This is a genomic window from Amycolatopsis sp. NPDC031561 (assembly GCF_055580625.1).
Map to the genome: position 1 here is coordinate 21,229 of NZ_JBVILA010000021.1, position 16,259 is coordinate 37,487.

Annotated in this window: 11 protein-coding genes; 2 read left to right on the forward strand and 9 right to left on the reverse strand. The window is 67.3% G+C overall.

All coding sequences use genetic code 11. From position 1 onward, the window contains the following. Positions 1–34 precede the first annotated feature (34 nt). Entirely contained in the window at positions 35–178 is a 144-nt protein-coding gene (locus tag ACZ5IK_RS32370) for a hypothetical protein (RefSeq protein WP_168214514.1), read from the forward strand. Between the two features lie 216 nt (positions 179–394). Further along, positions 395–2,134 carry a BCCT family transporter gene (locus ACZ5IK_RS32375; RefSeq protein WP_410603521.1) on the forward strand — a complete coding sequence of 580 codons (1,740 nt, stop codon included), beginning with the start codon at positions 395–397 and terminating at the stop codon, positions 2,132–2,134. 63 nt (positions 2,135–2,197) lie between these two features. Here the strand turns inward: ACZ5IK_RS32375 and ACZ5IK_RS32380 are convergent, their stop codons facing one another. The 9 genes from ACZ5IK_RS32380 to ACZ5IK_RS32420 form a co-directional block, all read right to left on the reverse strand. Beyond that, entirely contained in the window at positions 2,198–2,563 is a 366-nt protein-coding gene (locus ACZ5IK_RS32380; protein ID WP_465491178.1) for a DoxX family protein, read from the reverse strand. After that, positions 2,563–3,039, reverse strand: coding sequence for a carboxymuconolactone decarboxylase family protein (locus ACZ5IK_RS32385; RefSeq protein WP_465491179.1), 477 nt, complete (start codon positions 3,037–3,039; stop codon positions 2,563–2,565). Before ACZ5IK_RS32385 ends, ACZ5IK_RS32380 begins: the two co-directional genes overlap by 1 nt. Before the next feature lie 28 nt (positions 3,040–3,067). After that, a complete protein-coding gene (locus tag ACZ5IK_RS32390; RefSeq protein ID WP_465491180.1) occupies positions 3,068–3,934 on the reverse strand; it encodes a sigma-70 family RNA polymerase sigma factor in 867 nt (288 codons plus the stop codon). A gap of 126 nt (positions 3,935–4,060) precedes the next feature. Further along, positions 4,061–5,938 (reverse strand): cupredoxin domain-containing protein, encoded by a 1,878-nt coding sequence (locus tag ACZ5IK_RS32395; protein ID WP_465491181.1) that lies wholly within the window; start codon positions 5,936–5,938, stop codon positions 4,061–4,063. A 69-nt stretch (positions 5,939–6,007) separates the two neighbouring features. Continuing rightward, positions 6,008–9,973, reverse strand: a complete 3,966-nt coding sequence (locus ACZ5IK_RS32400) for a ThuA domain-containing protein (protein ID WP_465491182.1) — start codon at positions 9,971–9,973, stop codon at positions 6,008–6,010. Between the two features lie 19 nt (positions 9,974–9,992). Further along, positions 9,993–11,012 carry a multicopper oxidase domain-containing protein gene (locus tag ACZ5IK_RS32405; RefSeq protein WP_465491183.1) on the reverse strand — a complete coding sequence of 340 codons (1,020 nt, stop codon included), beginning with the start codon at positions 11,010–11,012 and terminating at the stop codon, positions 9,993–9,995. Between the two features lie 14 nt (positions 11,013–11,026). Beyond that, positions 11,027–11,917: a sugar phosphate isomerase/epimerase family protein gene (locus ACZ5IK_RS32410; RefSeq protein ID WP_465491184.1), complete on the reverse strand. Its 891-nt coding sequence runs from the start codon at positions 11,915–11,917 to the stop codon at positions 11,027–11,029. A gap of 10 nt (positions 11,918–11,927) precedes the next feature. Next, positions 11,928–12,932, reverse strand: coding sequence for a sugar phosphate isomerase/epimerase family protein (locus ACZ5IK_RS32415; protein WP_465491185.1), 1,005 nt, complete (start codon positions 12,930–12,932; stop codon positions 11,928–11,930). Beyond that, the gene (locus tag ACZ5IK_RS32420) at positions 12,932–16,021 is read right to left on the reverse strand and encodes a ThuA domain-containing protein (RefSeq protein WP_465491304.1); all 3,090 of its coding nucleotides are present in this window, start codon (positions 16,019–16,021) and stop codon (positions 12,932–12,934) included. The genes ACZ5IK_RS32415 and ACZ5IK_RS32420 overlap by 1 nt, the downstream gene beginning before the upstream one ends. Positions 16,022–16,259 lie beyond the last annotated feature (238 nt).

A 16,259-nucleotide genomic window follows, 5' to 3' on the forward strand; every position in this document is an offset into this window, starting at 1 on the left:
TTGGCAGGATGTCGGGTGGCGCAAACTTACTGCCATGACCGCAATCATCGCCTCCCTCGCCCTGATCGCCCTCGTCACCTACCTCCTGGAGCGCAACCACGAACGGCAAGGCCGTCCGACCGCGTCCGGCGGCGACCCGCTCGGCCGCCCGTTCTGGAGGGGTGGCGCCACCGTCTGAACCCGCCGACGGCGGGGCCCGGTGTCATGAGCGACACGTCCCCCGCCGAAGGCGCGAACGAAGCCGATATCCGCCGAGGTCAGGCCCACAATCAGGGGTTTAAACCTCTTCGCCCGTATTTTCTGCCGGTTACCAGTTTTCTGGTTAGGGTGCAGTGGTGCAAACGGGTTAACTCGGGCGGAAGGAGAACGCGCCGTCATCGGCGCGTGGCTGAACATGAGTTCGCAGGACGGTAAACAAGCGGAAGAAGGGGCCGTCGCGGAGACCGCGACAGACCTCGCCCACGCACCGGATACGACAGGTCCGGGGCACACCCCCGATGAACACGTCCCCCTCGCCTCCGAACGACCCGCCGAAACCGACCGGACCGTTTTCGGGGTGGCGGCGGCCCTCGCGCTCGCGATCATCGTCTGGGGCGTTCTCGCGCCGGAGAGCCTCGCGAACGTCGCGTCGACCCTCCTCAACGACGCCGTCATTCCTTACGGCGGCTGGGCTTTCGTCCTCACCGCGAGCGGTTTCGTTGTTTTCGCGGTCTGTCTGGCGATAAGCCGCTACGGCCGGATCCCGCTGGGCGCGGACAAGGAACTGCCCGAGTTCCGGACCTCTTCGTGGATCGCGATGATGTTCAGCGCCGGCATGGGTATCGGCCTGATGTTCTTCGGGGTGTACGAGCCGGTTTCCCACCTCGCGAGCCCGCCTCCGGGCACCGCGGCACCGAACTCCGACGAAGCCGTCCACACCGCGATGGCGACGACGTTGTTCCACTGGACCGTGCACCCGTGGGCGATCTACGCCGTCGTCGGTCTCGCGATCGCCTACAGCACCTTCCGCAAGGGCCGCACCCAGCTGATCAGTTCGGTGTTCGCGCCGCTGATCGGCAAGCGGCGCACCGAAGGCCCGCTGGGCAAGGCGATCGACATCATGGCGATCTTCGCCACCCTGTTCGGTTCCGCCGCTTCCCTCGGCCTCGGCGCGCTCCAGGTCGGTGGCGGCATGGGCGCCGTCGGCTGGATCGACGACCCCGGCAAGGGCCTCCTGGTCGCGATCATCGCGATCCTCACCATCGCGTTCATCGCGTCGGCGGTGTCCGGGGTGGCCAAGGGAATCCAGTGGCTGTCCAACATCAACATGGTGCTCGCCGCGGTGCTCGCGGTGTTCGTGCTGGTGGTCGGGCCGACCGTGCTGATCCTCAACATCGTGCCGGGCGCGATCGGCGACTACTTCCGCGAACTGGCGGAGATGTCCGGCCGCACCGGGATGACCGGTGGCGAGGAGATGCAGACCTGGCTCGGCGGCTGGACGGTCTTCTACTGGGCGTGGTGGATCTCCTGGACGCCCTTCGTCGGCATGTTCATCGCGCGGATCTCCCGCGGCCGCACCATCCGGCAGTTCATCTTCGGTGTCATCGCGATCCCGAGCATCGTGAGCCTGATCTGGTTCGCGATCTTCGGTGGCGCGGCGATCAGCAGGCAGCGGGCGGGCACGGACATCGCGGGCGCGGGCAGTGCCCAGTCCGCGACGTTCGAACTGCTCGAGACCCTGCCGTGGTTCATCCCGATCGCGATCCTGGTGATGATCCTGGTGTCCATCTTCTTCGTCTCCGGTGCGGACGCGGCGTCGGTGGTGATGGGCACCTTGTCCCAGCGCGGAAGCGTGCATCCGAAGAAGGGTGTCGTCATCTTCTGGGGCGTGCTGATGGGCGCCGTCGCGGCGGTGATGCTGCTGGTCGGCGGGGACAAGGCGCTGACCGGTCTGCAGAACCTCACCATCCTGATCGCGGTGCCGTTCGTCTTCGTGATGGTCGGCCTGTGCGCGTCGGTCTGGAAGGACCTGCGCAACGACCCGCTGATGAAGCAGGAAGACGCGATGATGCTGTCGCTGAAGGAACTGCACGAGGAACGCACGAACGGCCACGGCCGCCGTCGCATCCTCGGCCGGTCGAAGCAGAAGTCCTGAGCTGATCGCGCGTGAAGGCCCCCTTCCCTCGGCTGAGCAGAGGGAAGGGGGCCTTCACGCGTGTCAGGCGCGCCCGAGTGCGACGAACGCGCACAAGGCGAGGTACCCCAGGTCCAGCAGCGCGACCTTGGGCTCGCGACGGCGGATCCGCAGGACCACCGCCCCCGCCATGACCAGCGCCAGTCCCAGTGCGGCCAGCGGCACCAGCACCGGCGCGATGTCCAGCAGCGCGGGCAGGACCAGGCCTGCCGCGCCCAGGATCTCGACCGCCCCGATGGCCTTCACCGCGCCGGGGCGGAAATCCCGGACCCATTCCGCGCTCGAGGACAATCCGGCGATCTTTTCCTTCGGTACGAACAGCTTCCCGACACCGGACGCGAGATACACGACGGCCAGGAGCCAGGCGACGATCCACAGCGCGGTGTCCATCAGTGCCCCGCGAGCTGGCCCGGCGTGTAGTTCCCGGCCGGCTGCCGGGTGATGACGTTCAGCCGGTTGAAGGCGTTGATGAGGGCGATCTGGGTCACCAGCGCGAGAAGCTGCTCTTCGTCATAGTGCTTGGCGGCGGCCTCCCACGCCTCGTCGGTGACGCCGCTGCTGTCGGCGAGGCGGCAGCCCTGCTCGGTGAGCTCCAGCGCGGCGCGCTCGGCCTCGGTGAAGACCGTCGCCTCCCGCCAGGCCGCGACCAGGTTCAGCCGAGTCGGCGTCTCCCCCGCGTGCGCGGCCTCCTTGGTGTGCATGTCGAGGCAGCCCGAGCAGCCGTTGATCTGGCTGGCCCGGATGTTCACCAGTTCCCTTGTCACAGCAGGAAGTTCGCTGCCTTCGAGGACCTTTCCCGCCGCGACGAGGTGCTTCACCAGCTTCGGCGCGAGAGCGGTCTTGAAGACTTCGAGTCGTGCCTGCATGGGTTTCTCCTTCTCGTCCGTGTTTCGTTTACTTGGACGAGAACGGCTCCCGAGAGGTAACACCCATGGCCGCGAGGCGATCCGGATCACTCACGGAGTCGATCGCGACGATCCGGCCGTCGGCGATGGTGCAGGCCATCGCCCCGAGGAGCCTGCCGCTCTTGCTCCACGACACGAGCCCGGTCTTGCCGTTGACCAGCGCGGGACGCACGGTCACCGCGGCACGGGCGCCGCGCCGGGCCTGCGTGGCCACCTCGGCCGCGCCCAGGCGGACGACCACGCCGCGCGCGGTCTCCGAGCGCCACGTCACGTCGGGGTCGAGCATCCGGAGCAGGCCTTCGAAATCCCCTTCGCGCGCGGCCGCGAGGAACGCGTCGACCACGGCTCGCTGCTGCGGCTCGTCGGCCGGGCGCTGTCCCTGCACCTTCCGGCGGGCGCGGCTGGCGAGCATCTTGGCCGCGGCCGCGGATTTGCCGAGGATCTCGCCGACCTCGGCGAACGGGACCGCGAACAGGTCGTGCAGCACGAACGCCAGCCGCTCGGCCGGGCCGAGTGTGTCGAGCACCACGAGCAGCGCCAGCCCGACCGATTCGGCCAGCAGTACGTCTTCTTCCGGCGAGTCTTCGAGCACCAGCGGTTCGGGCGGCTCGTCGTCGTACGAGTCCTCGGGCCGGGTCTTGCGGGACCGCAGGACGTCGATGCAGACGCGGCCGACGACGGTGGTCAGCCAGCCGGAGAGGTTGTCGATCGTGTCGGCGTCCTGACGGGCCAGCCGCAGCCAGGCCTCCTGGACGGCGTCTTCGGCGTCCGCGCGCGAGCCGAGCATCCGGTGGGCCACCGCCACCAGGCGTCCGCGCTGCTCCTCGAACGCGCTTGCCAGGGCTTCGCCGGTCATGTCGATACCTTTCTCGCGCCGAATCCGTCATGTCCATGACGAACGCGACGCGAGAAAGGTAACCGACGACCTCGTGAGCGGTAAGGATGGTTAGAACCGTCCCTACCACTCACGAGGCATGGAGGCTCAGACGTCCCTGATCGGCGTCTTCACGACCTTCTTCATGCCGGGGTTCTTCGTCTCCGGCCGCTTCTGCGGTTCGGCGGTCGAGCCGCCGATGCCGGAGTCGATCGCCGCCGTGACGATCAGGTTCCGCTCGTCGGACGAGATGACCTCGCCGTCGAGGAGTTCCTGCGTCACCGCCCGCACGTAGGTCACGAACTGGTCGTTCGACGAGTAGTCCGACTCGTCGTCGATCACGTCGTTGATCGTGCAGCCGTTGCCGGTGTCGCGGTTCTCGACCTGGCTGTCCGCCGAGCCGAGGATCACGGTGTCCCGGACGTCGGAGTCCGGGCAGGTGTCCGGACCCGGCGGCGCGGCGACGATGGTGAACGCGCCGCTCTGTTCCGCCGAGACGTTGCCCGCCTTGTCCGACGCCTTGTAGGTCAGCGTGTGCGTGCCGAGCGCGGTCACCTTGACCGGCGCGGTGTAGACCGTCCAGGCCCCACCGTCCAGTTGGTACTCGATCTTGTCCACGCCGGACCCGGTGTCCGTCGCGGTCAGGTTGATGGTCGCGTCCTCGATGTACGACCAGCTTCCGTCCAGATCACCGCTCACCACCGCGGAAACGACCGGCGCGGTGCTGTCGTCGCCTGCGACGATGGTGAACGTCGCCGTGCCTTCGGCCGAGACGTTGCCCGCCTTGTCGGTCGCCTTGTGGTTCACCGTGTGCGCGCCGACGACGGTCAGCGCGAGCGGCGCCGAGTACGTCAGCCACGGGCCACCGTCCAATTTGTACTCGATCTTGCCGACCCCCGAACCGGCGTCGGTGGCCGTGAGCGTCACGGTCGCCTTGCCGACGTAGTTCCCGGCGGTGTCCTTGGTCCCGGTCACTTCCGACGTCACGGTCGGCGCGGTCGTGTCACTGCTGACGATCGTGAAGTGCGCCATGCCCTCCGGCGAGACGTTGCCCGCCTTGTCCGACGCGCGATAGTGCACCATGTGCATCCCCGGCGCGGAAACCGCGACCGGAGCAGTGTACGCGGCCCACGCGCCATCGTCCACTTTGTACTCGACCTTGTCGACGCCGGAGCCTGCGTCGGTGGCGGTGAGCTTCACGGTGGCGGTGTCGAGGTAGTTCCCCGCGCCGTCCTTGGTCCCCGTCACTTCCGACGCCACCGTCGGCGGAGTCGTGTCACCGGGCTGCCCGGTGACGACACTGAACGACGACATCCCTTCCGGGGAAACGTTCCCCGCCTTGTCCGTCGCCTTGTAGTGGACCATGTGCGAGCCCACGGCGTTGACCACCACGGGCGCGGAGTACGCGGTCCAGGCGCCGCCGTCGAGCTGGTACTCGACCTTGTCCACTCCGGACTGCGAATCCGAAGCAGCTAGGTTCACCGTCGCGGAACCCACGTAGTTCCCGGCGGTGTCCTTGGTGCCGGTGACGTTCGCGGTCACGGTCGGCGGTGTGGTGTCGGAACCGCCGCCATCGGTGACGACGAGCTCACCGACCATCTTGCCGTGCCCCTGGATCGTGCAATAGAACCGGTACTTGCCCGGCGTCAGCGTCACGGTCGCCTGGTGCTCGCCGTTCTGCTCGTCGTAGGGGTTCGCGAGGATGTTGAGGTTGACGTCGTGGTTGTAACCGGCTGTCGACGTGTCGAACGTCAGCGTGTGCGACATCGTCGAGCCGAGCGCTTCGGTGTTCTTGAACAAAATCGTGGTCTCGCCCGCCACCGCGGTGGCGGGCGCGCTGAGGTAGTGGTCGGTGCTGTCGCCCGCGGTCCATTCCAGGGTTTGGACGGGGGCGGCGGAGGCGGGTGCGGAAGAGCCCGGTAACACCAGGCCCGCTATCGCGAGCGCCGCGGCCAGGAGGGCCGCGACGAGGATTCTTGGGGACATCGCAGGGAAACCTTCCGTACAGGGAGACCGGCCGGGCGCGAGGGAGGTCGCGCCCGGCCGGCTTTCGCGCTACAGCTGCCGCACCCGGATGTTGCGGAACTCCATCAGGTCGTTGTCACCGTGGTTCTGCAGGCCGATGAACCCGCTGACGAACTGCCGGAAGTCGGTCGACGGATCGCCCGCCCGCGACGACTGGATCCCCGGCGCGTTCTCGAACTCGTTGATCACGACACCGTTGCGGCTGATCGTGTACTTCTGGCCGACGACCTTGACCTCGTACTCGTTCCAGGTCCCCTTCGGCTTCACGCCCGCTTGGTCCAGCGGCCGCGGGTCGAAGTTGTAGATCGACCCGGTCTTCTGCGGTTCACCGGCGGCCCCGTCGTACAGCTGGACCTCGTGTCCACAGTAGATCGCGACCCAGGCCTGCGACGTCTTCGCCGACCCGACCGTGCCGCAGCTGCCCGGCGGACGCTGCTCCAGCGGCGTACGCGGATCCGGGAACCGGACGAACACTCCGCTGTTGGCACTGCCCGTCGGCGCGATGTCCTTGAACTGCAGCTTCACCGAGAAGTTGCCGAACTGCCGTGCCGAGTACCACAGCATCCCCAGCCCGCCCGACGGTCGCAATGACCCGTCCGGCTGGATGGCGAACTGCCCGGACGGTGCCTGCGACCAGTTGCGGAACGACTCCGCCGTGCCGTCGTAGATCGCGTCGTAGCCGGTGACGCCCTTGTTGCCGATGGGCGACGCGGCGGCCGCGGCGTTGATCTTGTCCGCCTCGGCCGAGTTCAACACCCCGAGATCGTCCAGCCTGCCCACGGTCTGCGTGACGTGGTTGACGAAACCGGCGTGGGAGGTCCACGTGCTCTCGTCGTCGATCATGTCGTCGACCGAGCACCCGCCGCCCGCGTTCCGGTTGCTCACCCCGGTGTCGGTGTCACCGATGCTCACCGTGGCACTGGAATCGGCCACGAAACACCCGACGCTCACCGAGTTCCGCGTGGTCACCGTCTCGCCGTCCGCGTAGGTCACGGTCAGCTTGGCGGTGTAGAGCCCGGTGCGCGGGTAGGTGTGCCGCGGGTCGGCCTGCGTCGAGATGGTGCCGTCGCCGAACTCCCACTTGTAGGAGACGCCGCCGGACTTCGACCCGGTGAAGGCCGCGGTGAGCGGCTTGTTCTGCACCATGGTCGACATCGCCGCGGCGGACGGGGTGGCCTCGCCGCCGGTGTAGCTGATCTTCACCAGCTTCTGGTTGTCCTGCAAGGTGAAGAAGCCGCTGCCGTAGTCGAGCGCGTACAGCGCGCCGTCCGGACCGAACTCGGCGTCCATCCAGCTCTGCAGCTTCGTGTCGCCGCCACCGCTCGGGATGATCTGCCGCACCGTTTCGGCGAACACCGGCGGATCCTGCTTGGGCACACCGTTCGGGTCGACGGTGACCGCGATCCGGTTCTGCCCGTTGCTCTGGTCGCCGATGAACCACTTGTCGTTCCAGTACGACGGCCACGCCACACCGCTGGTGGTGTTGACCAGATCGCGGTGGTACGTCGGCCCGGTCATGACCGCCTGGCCGCCGCCCTTGAGGTAGGGCTGCGTGTAGGTGGCCTCGGCCGCGTTGTACGACGGGACGGAGCTGTTGGGGCGGTTGGGGAACACCGGCCCGCCGCCGTCCGGCGAGTACCAGATCATGTTCTTCTTGACCGGCGGCAGGTTCACCAGGCCGGTGTTGCGCGGCGAGGTGTTGACCGGGTTGTCGCAGTCGTACCAGCCGGTGAGCACTCCGGCGTTGGTGCTGCTGCGGTCACGATAGGGCTGTTTGTCGCCCATGCAGTACGGCCAGCCGTGGTTGCCCGCCTCGGTGATGATCGTGGCGGTCTCGTACTTCGCCGGGCCGAGTTCCGGACTCGGCGTGGACGCGTCCGGACCGACCCACGCGGCGGTCAGCCAGTTGGTCTTCTTGTCGACTTGCAGACGCGAAATGTTCCGCACGCCCATCACGTAGATCTCGGGCCTGGTCTTGTTCCCGGGATCGTTGGCCTCCGGGAACAGGTTGCCCGCCGGGTTGGTGTACGTACCGTCGGCCTCGGGGTGGATCCGCAGGATCTTCCCGTTGAGGTCGTTGGTGTTGCCGGCGGTGCGGCGCGCGTCCTGGAACGAGACGCCCTTGTAGTCCTCGGTCCAGTTGTTGCCGGAGTACCCGTTGGAACCCTGCGACGAGTTGCTGTCACCGGAACCGACGTAGAGGTTGCCGTCCTTGTCGAACGCCATGCCGCCACCGGCGTGGCAGCAGCTGTGGATCTGGACGTCCCAGGACAGCAGGTCCTTGCGGGTCGCCTGGTCCAGCGTCTGCTTGGTCAGGTCGTAGGTGAACCGCGAGACCGTGCGCTTGCCGATCCGCTTGTCGATGTCGATCGACGCGTGCGGCATCCAGTAGGCGTACATGAAGCCGTTCTCGCTGAACTTCGGGTCCAGCTCGAGTCCGAGGAGGCCTTCCTCGTTCTTGACCATTTCGTCGCCGCTGCCGCGGTTGCCCATCACCTTGAGCGTGGTGAGCAGCTTCGGCTTCTTGGTGACCGGGTCCCACTGGTGGATCGTGCCGCAGCCGGCACCGATCTCGGGGTTGGTCCACTCGTTCGGCGTGGGCACCGAGTTGCCGGCGCAGGCCGCGCGGCCGATGTAGAAGACCCGGCCGTTGGGCGCGATGGTCAGGCCGTGCGGTTCGCCGATCTGGTCCATCTGGCCCGGCTGGTTCTTCGCGGTCAGGCGTTCGACCTTGTAGTTGGCCGCGATGCCCGCCTTGCAGTCACCGCGCACCATGCCGGTGGTCCACTTCAGCGCGCCGAGGATGTGGGTGCGGAACTGGGCTTCGCCGTAGCTCGCCTCGGTCCGGCCCATCCCGCTGTAGAAGGAGCGGCCGCCGTCGTAGTCACGGCACCACGAGATCGGGTGGAACGCGCCGTTGGCGCCGACTCCCGGCTTGTAGGTCGACTCCTCGACCTGCGCGACGGTGTGGACGGTGCCGACCGGGTTGACCTCCCAGTTGAGCCACCGGTCCGTGCGGACCCACTTCTGCGGCAGGCCCGCCGTGGTGGGGTTCGCCTTGTCGAGGACGTCGACCGTGGCCTCCGTCGGAGCGGTCTCCGGTGGCGGCGGGGTGGTCGACTGGTCCTTGAACAGTTTGAAGTCGGCCAGCTGGGTGGCCGATTCACCGGCGTTGGCGGTGATGTTCAGCCGGTAGTTCGCGTACGCCGTCGTGTTGGCGAAGGTGAAGGTACGGCTCTGGAACCGGTCGGCGAACACCTCGTTGGTGCGGGTGTCCAGATCGGTCCACGTGGTCCCGTCGTTCGAACCCTGCAAGGTCCAGCTCTTCGGGTCACGGCCGGCGAAGTCGTTCGCCGAGACGAGCGCGTAGCTGCTCACCGCGACCGGCGCGGCCAGCTTGTAGGCGATCCATGCGGTGTTCGTGAAGGCCAGCCACTTGGTGTTCTCGTTGTTGTCGGCCAGCTTGTCCTTGCCCTCGTTGGGCGCGTTCTCCGCACTCGCGGTGACCGAGGCGACGGCCTCCGGCGTGGGACGCGCACCCACCGGTCGAGCTCCGATGAGCCCGGAGAACCACTGCGAACCGTCCTGGGCGCGCGCGGCGTCCGACAGCCCGAGGAAACCACCGCCCGCCTTCATGTAGTTCTGCAGCGAGGTTTCCTGGTCGCGGTTGAGCGTGATGCCCTGCGCGGAAAGGAAGACCACACCGCGGTACTTCGCGAGGTTCGCCGGGGTGAACACCGCGGGGTCCGAAGAGGACGCGACGGAGATCCCGTTCGCCTGCCCCAGGCTGGAAATCGCGTCCGTGGCGCGCAGGACGGGGTCCTTCTGGCCCGCGGCGGTGCCGTGGAAGACCAGGACGTTCACCGGGACGTTCGTCGCGGCTTCGGCGGTCACCGGTGCGATGGCCAGCGGAAGCCCGGAAGTGACGACGGCGCCGACCGCCAGTGCGGCCAAAGACCGTCTGCGGAGCCGACGTTGTGAAAAGACTCGTCTCAAGTTCTCGCTCCTTTCGAGGCTAGTGGTGGGAATGTGCCGAGGCGCCGGTGGCGTCCGGGGTCGACGTTGTGCCGTGCTGGTGTCCCTTGAAGCGGTCGATCGCCGCCTGCGCGCCTGCGGGCATCCCGCCGTCGGCGTTGCGGACCAGGAACACCCCGGACATGCCGTCGTCCGAGTGCTGCTGGACGTGGCAGTGGTACATCCACGCGCCCGGCCCGACGCCGTCACCGGCGATCACCTGGAACCCGAAGGAGTTGCCGGGGTCCAGGGTCTTGTTGTCGAGGATCGGGGCGTTGTCGGTCGCGCTGGTGAGCATGCCGGTGCGGGTGTCCGCCCAGCGGTGCGCGTGCAGGTGGAAGGTGTGCATCAGGTTCCCGTGCCCGATGCAGATGAACTCGACGCGTTCGCCGAGGTTCGCCTCGAAGATCGGGGTGTTCGGGGCGACCTGGTGGTTGATCCACATTTCGGTGAACACGACGGTGAACTGCTTGCTCGGCAGCAGATCCCCGCGTTTGCGCACGATCAAGCCGCCGTAGAGGCCCTTCATCAGGCCCACCGTGCCGTGGTCCCCGCCGAACGCGTGGTCGTGGTAGTGCCAGTACCCCGCGCTGCCGGGCATCCAGAAACCGTTGGCCGCCTGGTAAGCCGTCCGCGTCTTCCAGGTGTAGGTCTTGGTCTCGTACGGCTTGTTGAAGGAATCGTTGAACGGCGAGCCGTCCGACTTGGTGTCGTAGTTGACGCCGTGCGGGTGGATCGAAAGCCGCTGGTCGGTGTTGTTGACCAGCTCGATCACCAGCGTGTCGCCCTCGTAGCACTCCAGGAGCGGCCCGGGGATGGTCGGTTTGCCGGGCTCGAGCCCGTAACCGACCCGGGTCGAACCGGGAACGTAGTCGGCGTACACGGTGATGTTGCGGGTCATCCCGGCCGCCGCGGCGGGTGACGAACCGGCGCTGGCCGACACCACGACCGGGGCGATGACCCCGGCCGCGGTGCCCGCGAGCATCGATCTGCGGGACAGCCCGCGTTTACTCTTGTCCATTGTGGATTCCCCAGCTAGAAGCGAACGTTACGGAGATAGGTGAATCCGGTCTGGGCGGTGCTCAGGGGATCCGTGGGGTTGTCGTGCTCGACGATGTACTCGTGCAGGTTCGCGCGGGTGTTCCGGAAGATCCGCGGGAAGTCGATGACGCCCTTGCCGGGGTCGACCATCTGGCCGTCCGCGGTCCGGTCCTTAACGTGGTACTGGACCACGCGCGGGAAGTGCCGGCGGTACAGCGAAACCGGGTCGACCCCGCCTTCCACCGCCCAGAACAGGTCGATCTCCAGATGCACGTAACGCGGGTTGGTGTTCCTGGTGAGCACGTCGTACGGGCGCACGCCGTCGATGGGCGCGAACTCGTGGGCGTGGTTGTGGTACCCGAGCGGGATCCCGGCCTGGCGGAACTTCCGCGCCGCCGTGTCGAGCCGTCCGGCGAACTGCTTCCAGCCGTCGAGGGTGTCGAAGGCCGCGAACGGCACGTTGGCACGGGTGTTCCCGAGGACCTTCGCGTCCGCGATGGTCTTGTCGAGATCCACGTCGATGCCGATGTGCGTGGACGTCGCCCGGATCCGGTTCTTGTCGAGCAGACCGCGGAACTCCTGCGCCGTGCGGCCGTAGGTGCCCGCCAGTTCGACCTTCCGGTAGCCGATGTCCGCCAGCGCGGACAGGGTTCCCGGCAGATCCGCCTGCAGCGCGGTGCGCAGGGAGTAGAGCTGGATGCTGATCTTGTCCACCGGGACCCGGCCGTGCCCGTGACCATGGCCGTGTCCCTGGGTCTCCGCCGACGTGGCCGCGTTCGCGATTCCCGGCAGGGCTACCGCCGCACCGACCGCGGCCGCCGCCGTCGCGGCACCCCGCAGGAGCGACCGTCGAGAGTGGAACCGCTCAGCTTCTTCACCGCACATGAAACCGCCCTCACTTCTGGTTGCTGAAAGCCGCGTCGAAGGCCGCCGACGGCTTGTCGAACAGGAGCCCCCGCAGAAAGGTCACGGCTTCCGCCGCGCCCCTGAGCCGGTCCATGCCGGCGTCTTCCCACTCCACCGAGATCGGACCGGCGTAGCCGATCGAATTCAGTGCGCGGAAACAGTCCTCCCAAGGCACGTCGCCGTGCCCGGTCGAAACGAAGTCCCAGCCGCGTCGGGGGTCTCCCCAGGGGAGATGCGAGCCGAGCCGTCCGTTCCGGCCGTCGAACCGTTTCCTGGTGTCCTTGCAGTCCACGTGGTAGATCCGGTCGGCGAAATCGAGGATGAAGCCGACCGGGTCGAGGTCCTGCCAGATGAAATGCGAAGGATCCCAATTGAGCCCGAACGCCGGACGGTTGCCGACAGCTTCGAGCGCACGTTTCGTCGTCCAGTAGTCATAAGCGATCTCCGACGGGTGGACCTCGTGCGCGAACCGCACCCCCACCTCGTCGAAGACGTCGAGGATCGGGTTCCACCGGTCCGCGAAGTCGGTGTAGCCCTCGTCGATGACCGCCTGCGAGACCGGCGGGAACATCGCGACGTACTTCCAGGTCTTCGAACCGGTGAAGCCGATCACCGTGTCCACCCCGAGTTTCGCGGCCGCGCGGGCGGTGTCGGCCATTTCCTGCGCCGCCCGCTGCCGGACGCCTTCCGGTTCACCGTCGCCCCACACCCGGGACGGGATGATGGCCTGGTGGCGTTCGTCGATCGGATCGTCGCAGATGGCCTGGCCGACGAGGTGGTTGGAAATGGCCCACACCTTGAGGCCGTGTTCGGCGAGCAGCTTGAGACGCCCGGGCACGTAGTCCTCTTCGGACAGTGCGCGGTCGACCTCGAAATGGTCGCCGGAACACGCGATCTCGAGGCCGTCGTAGCCCCACTCGCCGGCAAGCCTGCACACCTCGGTGAACGGGAGATCCGCCCACTGGCCGGTGAACAAGGTGATCGGACGGCTCATCAGTTCTCCTCGAAGGTGATCGCGTCTACGTCGAACAAGCCACCGGAACCGCCCTTGAACACGAGGAACAGCGCGCCGGTGCCACCGGGGTCGGTGATCGCGGAGGCCGGGATGTCGGCATAGGTGTCCCAGCCGCCGGTGTTGGCGACGGTGACCGTCTGGACCAGCGGCCCGTCCACCGCGCCCGAGCGGACCTCGATCGTGCCGCCCGCCCCACCGGAAGAGACCCGGTAGCCGATGCCGCGGACACCCACGAGGTTCACCGGGTCGAACTTGATCCAGTCACCCGCTTCGATGTGGCCGACCCGCTTGCCGCCACTGGCGCCGTCGTGCCCGACGACCTCGATCCCGCTGGACTGGGTGTAGAACTCCGCCTGCTTCAGCTTGGGCTGCAGCAAGGATTCCGCCTCGCCGGTGAGCGCCGGGACGCCGTTGGCACCGTTGTCGGTGTAGCTGGCGTTGATGACGCCGAAGACGTTGGCGTCCGCGCCGTGACCCTCGTCCGCCGGAGTGGCGATAGTGCCCTCACAACCGGTCGCGCGGCTCAGCGGATGCCCGTGCCCCTCGTGACCGAGGATGTATTCGACGGTCACCTTCGAGCAGTCGATCGGGTTGTCTTCGGCGTCGGTCACCTCGACCTTGAACGGGACCGTGTCACCGAAGCTGAACACGCTGCCGTTGACCGGGGTCTTCAGCGTGACCACCGGCGCGGTGTTGCCGACGGTGACCACCGTGCTCGCCGCCCCGGTCAGCCCGGTGGGGTCGGTGACCGAAAGCTTCGCCGTGTACTGGCCGTTCGCGGTGTAGGTGTGGGAAACCGGGCCTGCTTCGGTGGAATCGGTCGTGCCGTTCCCGTCGAAGTCCCAGGCGTAGGTGAGCGCGCCACCGTCGGGGTCGTTCGTCCCGGCCGGGTCGAACTCGACGGTCAGCGGCGCCTGACCCGACGTCTTGTCCGCGGCCACCTGGGCCACCGGCGTCCGGCGTCCCTTGGTGTAGTCGACCCGGTAGACGGCGGATTCCTTGGAGCCTCCGAAGTAGCCGGTGCCGTAGTCGAGGACGTACATCGCGCCGTCCGGCCCGAATTCGACGTTCATCGGGCGGACCAGGTCCATCGAGTCGAAGAACGGCTTGATGGCACCGCGTTCACCGTTCGGTCCGACGGTGATCTCCTTGATCCAACTGCGTTCCCACTCGTAGGCGAAGGTCTTGCCGTTGAAGTACTCCGGGAACTTCGTCTGCGACGGGTTCTTCGCGTCGTACTGGTAGACCGGTCCGCCCATCGGGGATTCCGGACCCGTGCCGAACTCCGGCACCGAACCGCCGTCATAGGGGATCCATGCCTTCTCGACCGGAGGCAGGTCGGTGAGCCCGGTGTTGCGCGGGCTGGTGTTCTTCGGTTTGGCGCAGTCGAAGGCGGCGCCGGACTGCTTGGTGGCGAAGTCGTAGTCGATGAACGGCTGGTTGTCCCCGACGCAGTACGGCCAGCCGAAGTTGCCCGGCTTCTTGATCAGGTTGAACTCGACCGTGCCACCGGGACCGCGCTTGGGATCGGCCGCACCGGCGTCGGGGCCGTAGTCGGCGAGGTGGAGCCAGCCGGTCTTGCGGTCGACGGCGAACCGGAACGGGTTGCGGAAGCCCATCGCGTAGATCTCGGGCTTGGTCTTGGCCTTGCCCTTCGGGAACAGGTTGCCCTTGGGCACGGTGTACTTGCCCTTGGCGTCGACCTTGATCCGCAACACCTTGCCGCGCAGGTCGTTGGTGTTGCCGGAGGTGCGCTGGGCGTCGTAGACCGGGTTGCGGTCGGCGCGTTCGTCGATCGGGGTGAACCCGTCGGAGGAGAACGGGTTGGAATCGTCCCCTGTGGACAGATACAGGTTGCCCTGCGCGTCGAAGTCGATCTCGCCGCCGGCGTGGCAGCAGATGCCGCGTTCGGCCGGGACCTGCAGGATCTTCTGCTCGCTGGCGAGGTCCAGGTTGTTGTCGGTGGTGAGCTTGAACCGCGAAAGCTGGTTGTAGCCCTTGAACGGTGCGAAGTCGGCCGCGGTGCCGTTCTGCGGCGCGTCACCGGCCGGGGTGGTCAGCTTGGGCGCGTAGTACAGGTAGACCCAGCGGTTCTTGGCGAAGTCCGGGTCGATCGCGACACCCTGCAGGCCGTCCTCGTCGTGGTTGTAGACGGGGATCGTCGCGGCCAGTTTGGTCGTCGCGGCGGCGCTGGTGTACCAGACGCGGCCGTCGCGCGAGGTGTGCAGGACGTCGCGGTTGGGCAGGACGGAGAGCGCGATCGGCTCGCCGGTCTTCTCCTCGCCCTTGGCCAGGGTGATCTGGTCGAAGTCCGCGTCGACCGGGTCTTCCTGGGTCTTGGCGCAGCCCGCTTCGCTCAGCTTGGTGGCGTACTTGATCCCGCCCACCAGGTGCTTGCGGAACGCCGGTTCGCTGTAGGACTCCTTGGTGTGCCCGCCGCCGGTGTACCAGGAGCGGCCGCCGGAGTTCTCGTGGCACCAGGCGATCGGGTGGTCGCCCATCGCGCCGTCGCCGGGCTGGTAGCTCTTCTCGTCGAGGCTCGCGAGCACGTGGACGTTGCTGCGCGGATTCTGGCGGTAGTTGTACCACTCGTCGGTCCGCGGCCAGGTCTCCGGGAGGTCCACAGTGGACACGTGGGAGTGGTCCTCGACCTTGACGTTCGCCTTCTGGATCTGCGGGTGGGACTTGAAGTACGCCCCGACCAGTTCGCCGTACCAGGGCCAGTCGTATTCGGTGTCGGAGGCGGCGTGCACGCCCACGTACCCGCCGCCTCCCTTCACGTACCGTTCGAACGCGGCCTGCTGGTCCGCGTTCAGCACGTCACCGGTGGTGGAAAGCCAGATCACCGCGTTGAAGCGCTTGAGGTTCGCGTCGGTGAAGGCCGCCGCGTCCTCGGTGGCTTCCACTCCGAAGTGTTTCTGCGCACCCAGTTCCTTGATCGCCTTGACCCCGTCGGGGATCGAATCGTGCCGGAAGCCCGCGGTCTTGGAGAACACGAGCACCGTCGCCGCTTCGTGCGCCGATGCGGTGGGCATCGGTAGCGCGAAGCCTGTCAGAGCGGTGACCATCGACGTGACGAGCACGCCGAGCCGTCGTTTTAAGGACATGGCTGTAGCGATCCTTTCGATGAGCGGCGGCGATCAAGGAACGGAATGCGGGTGAAGCTTCCTTTCGATGGGTGAGGCGGGGAGGGGAAGGTGCAGGTGAGTGGTGGGTCGGGGTGGTCGTGGGGGGGGGGGGGAGGGTCCCCCTCCCTTCCCCCCCCCCCCCCCCCCGACCCAAAAGACCCCTCCCCCCGGATCGCGG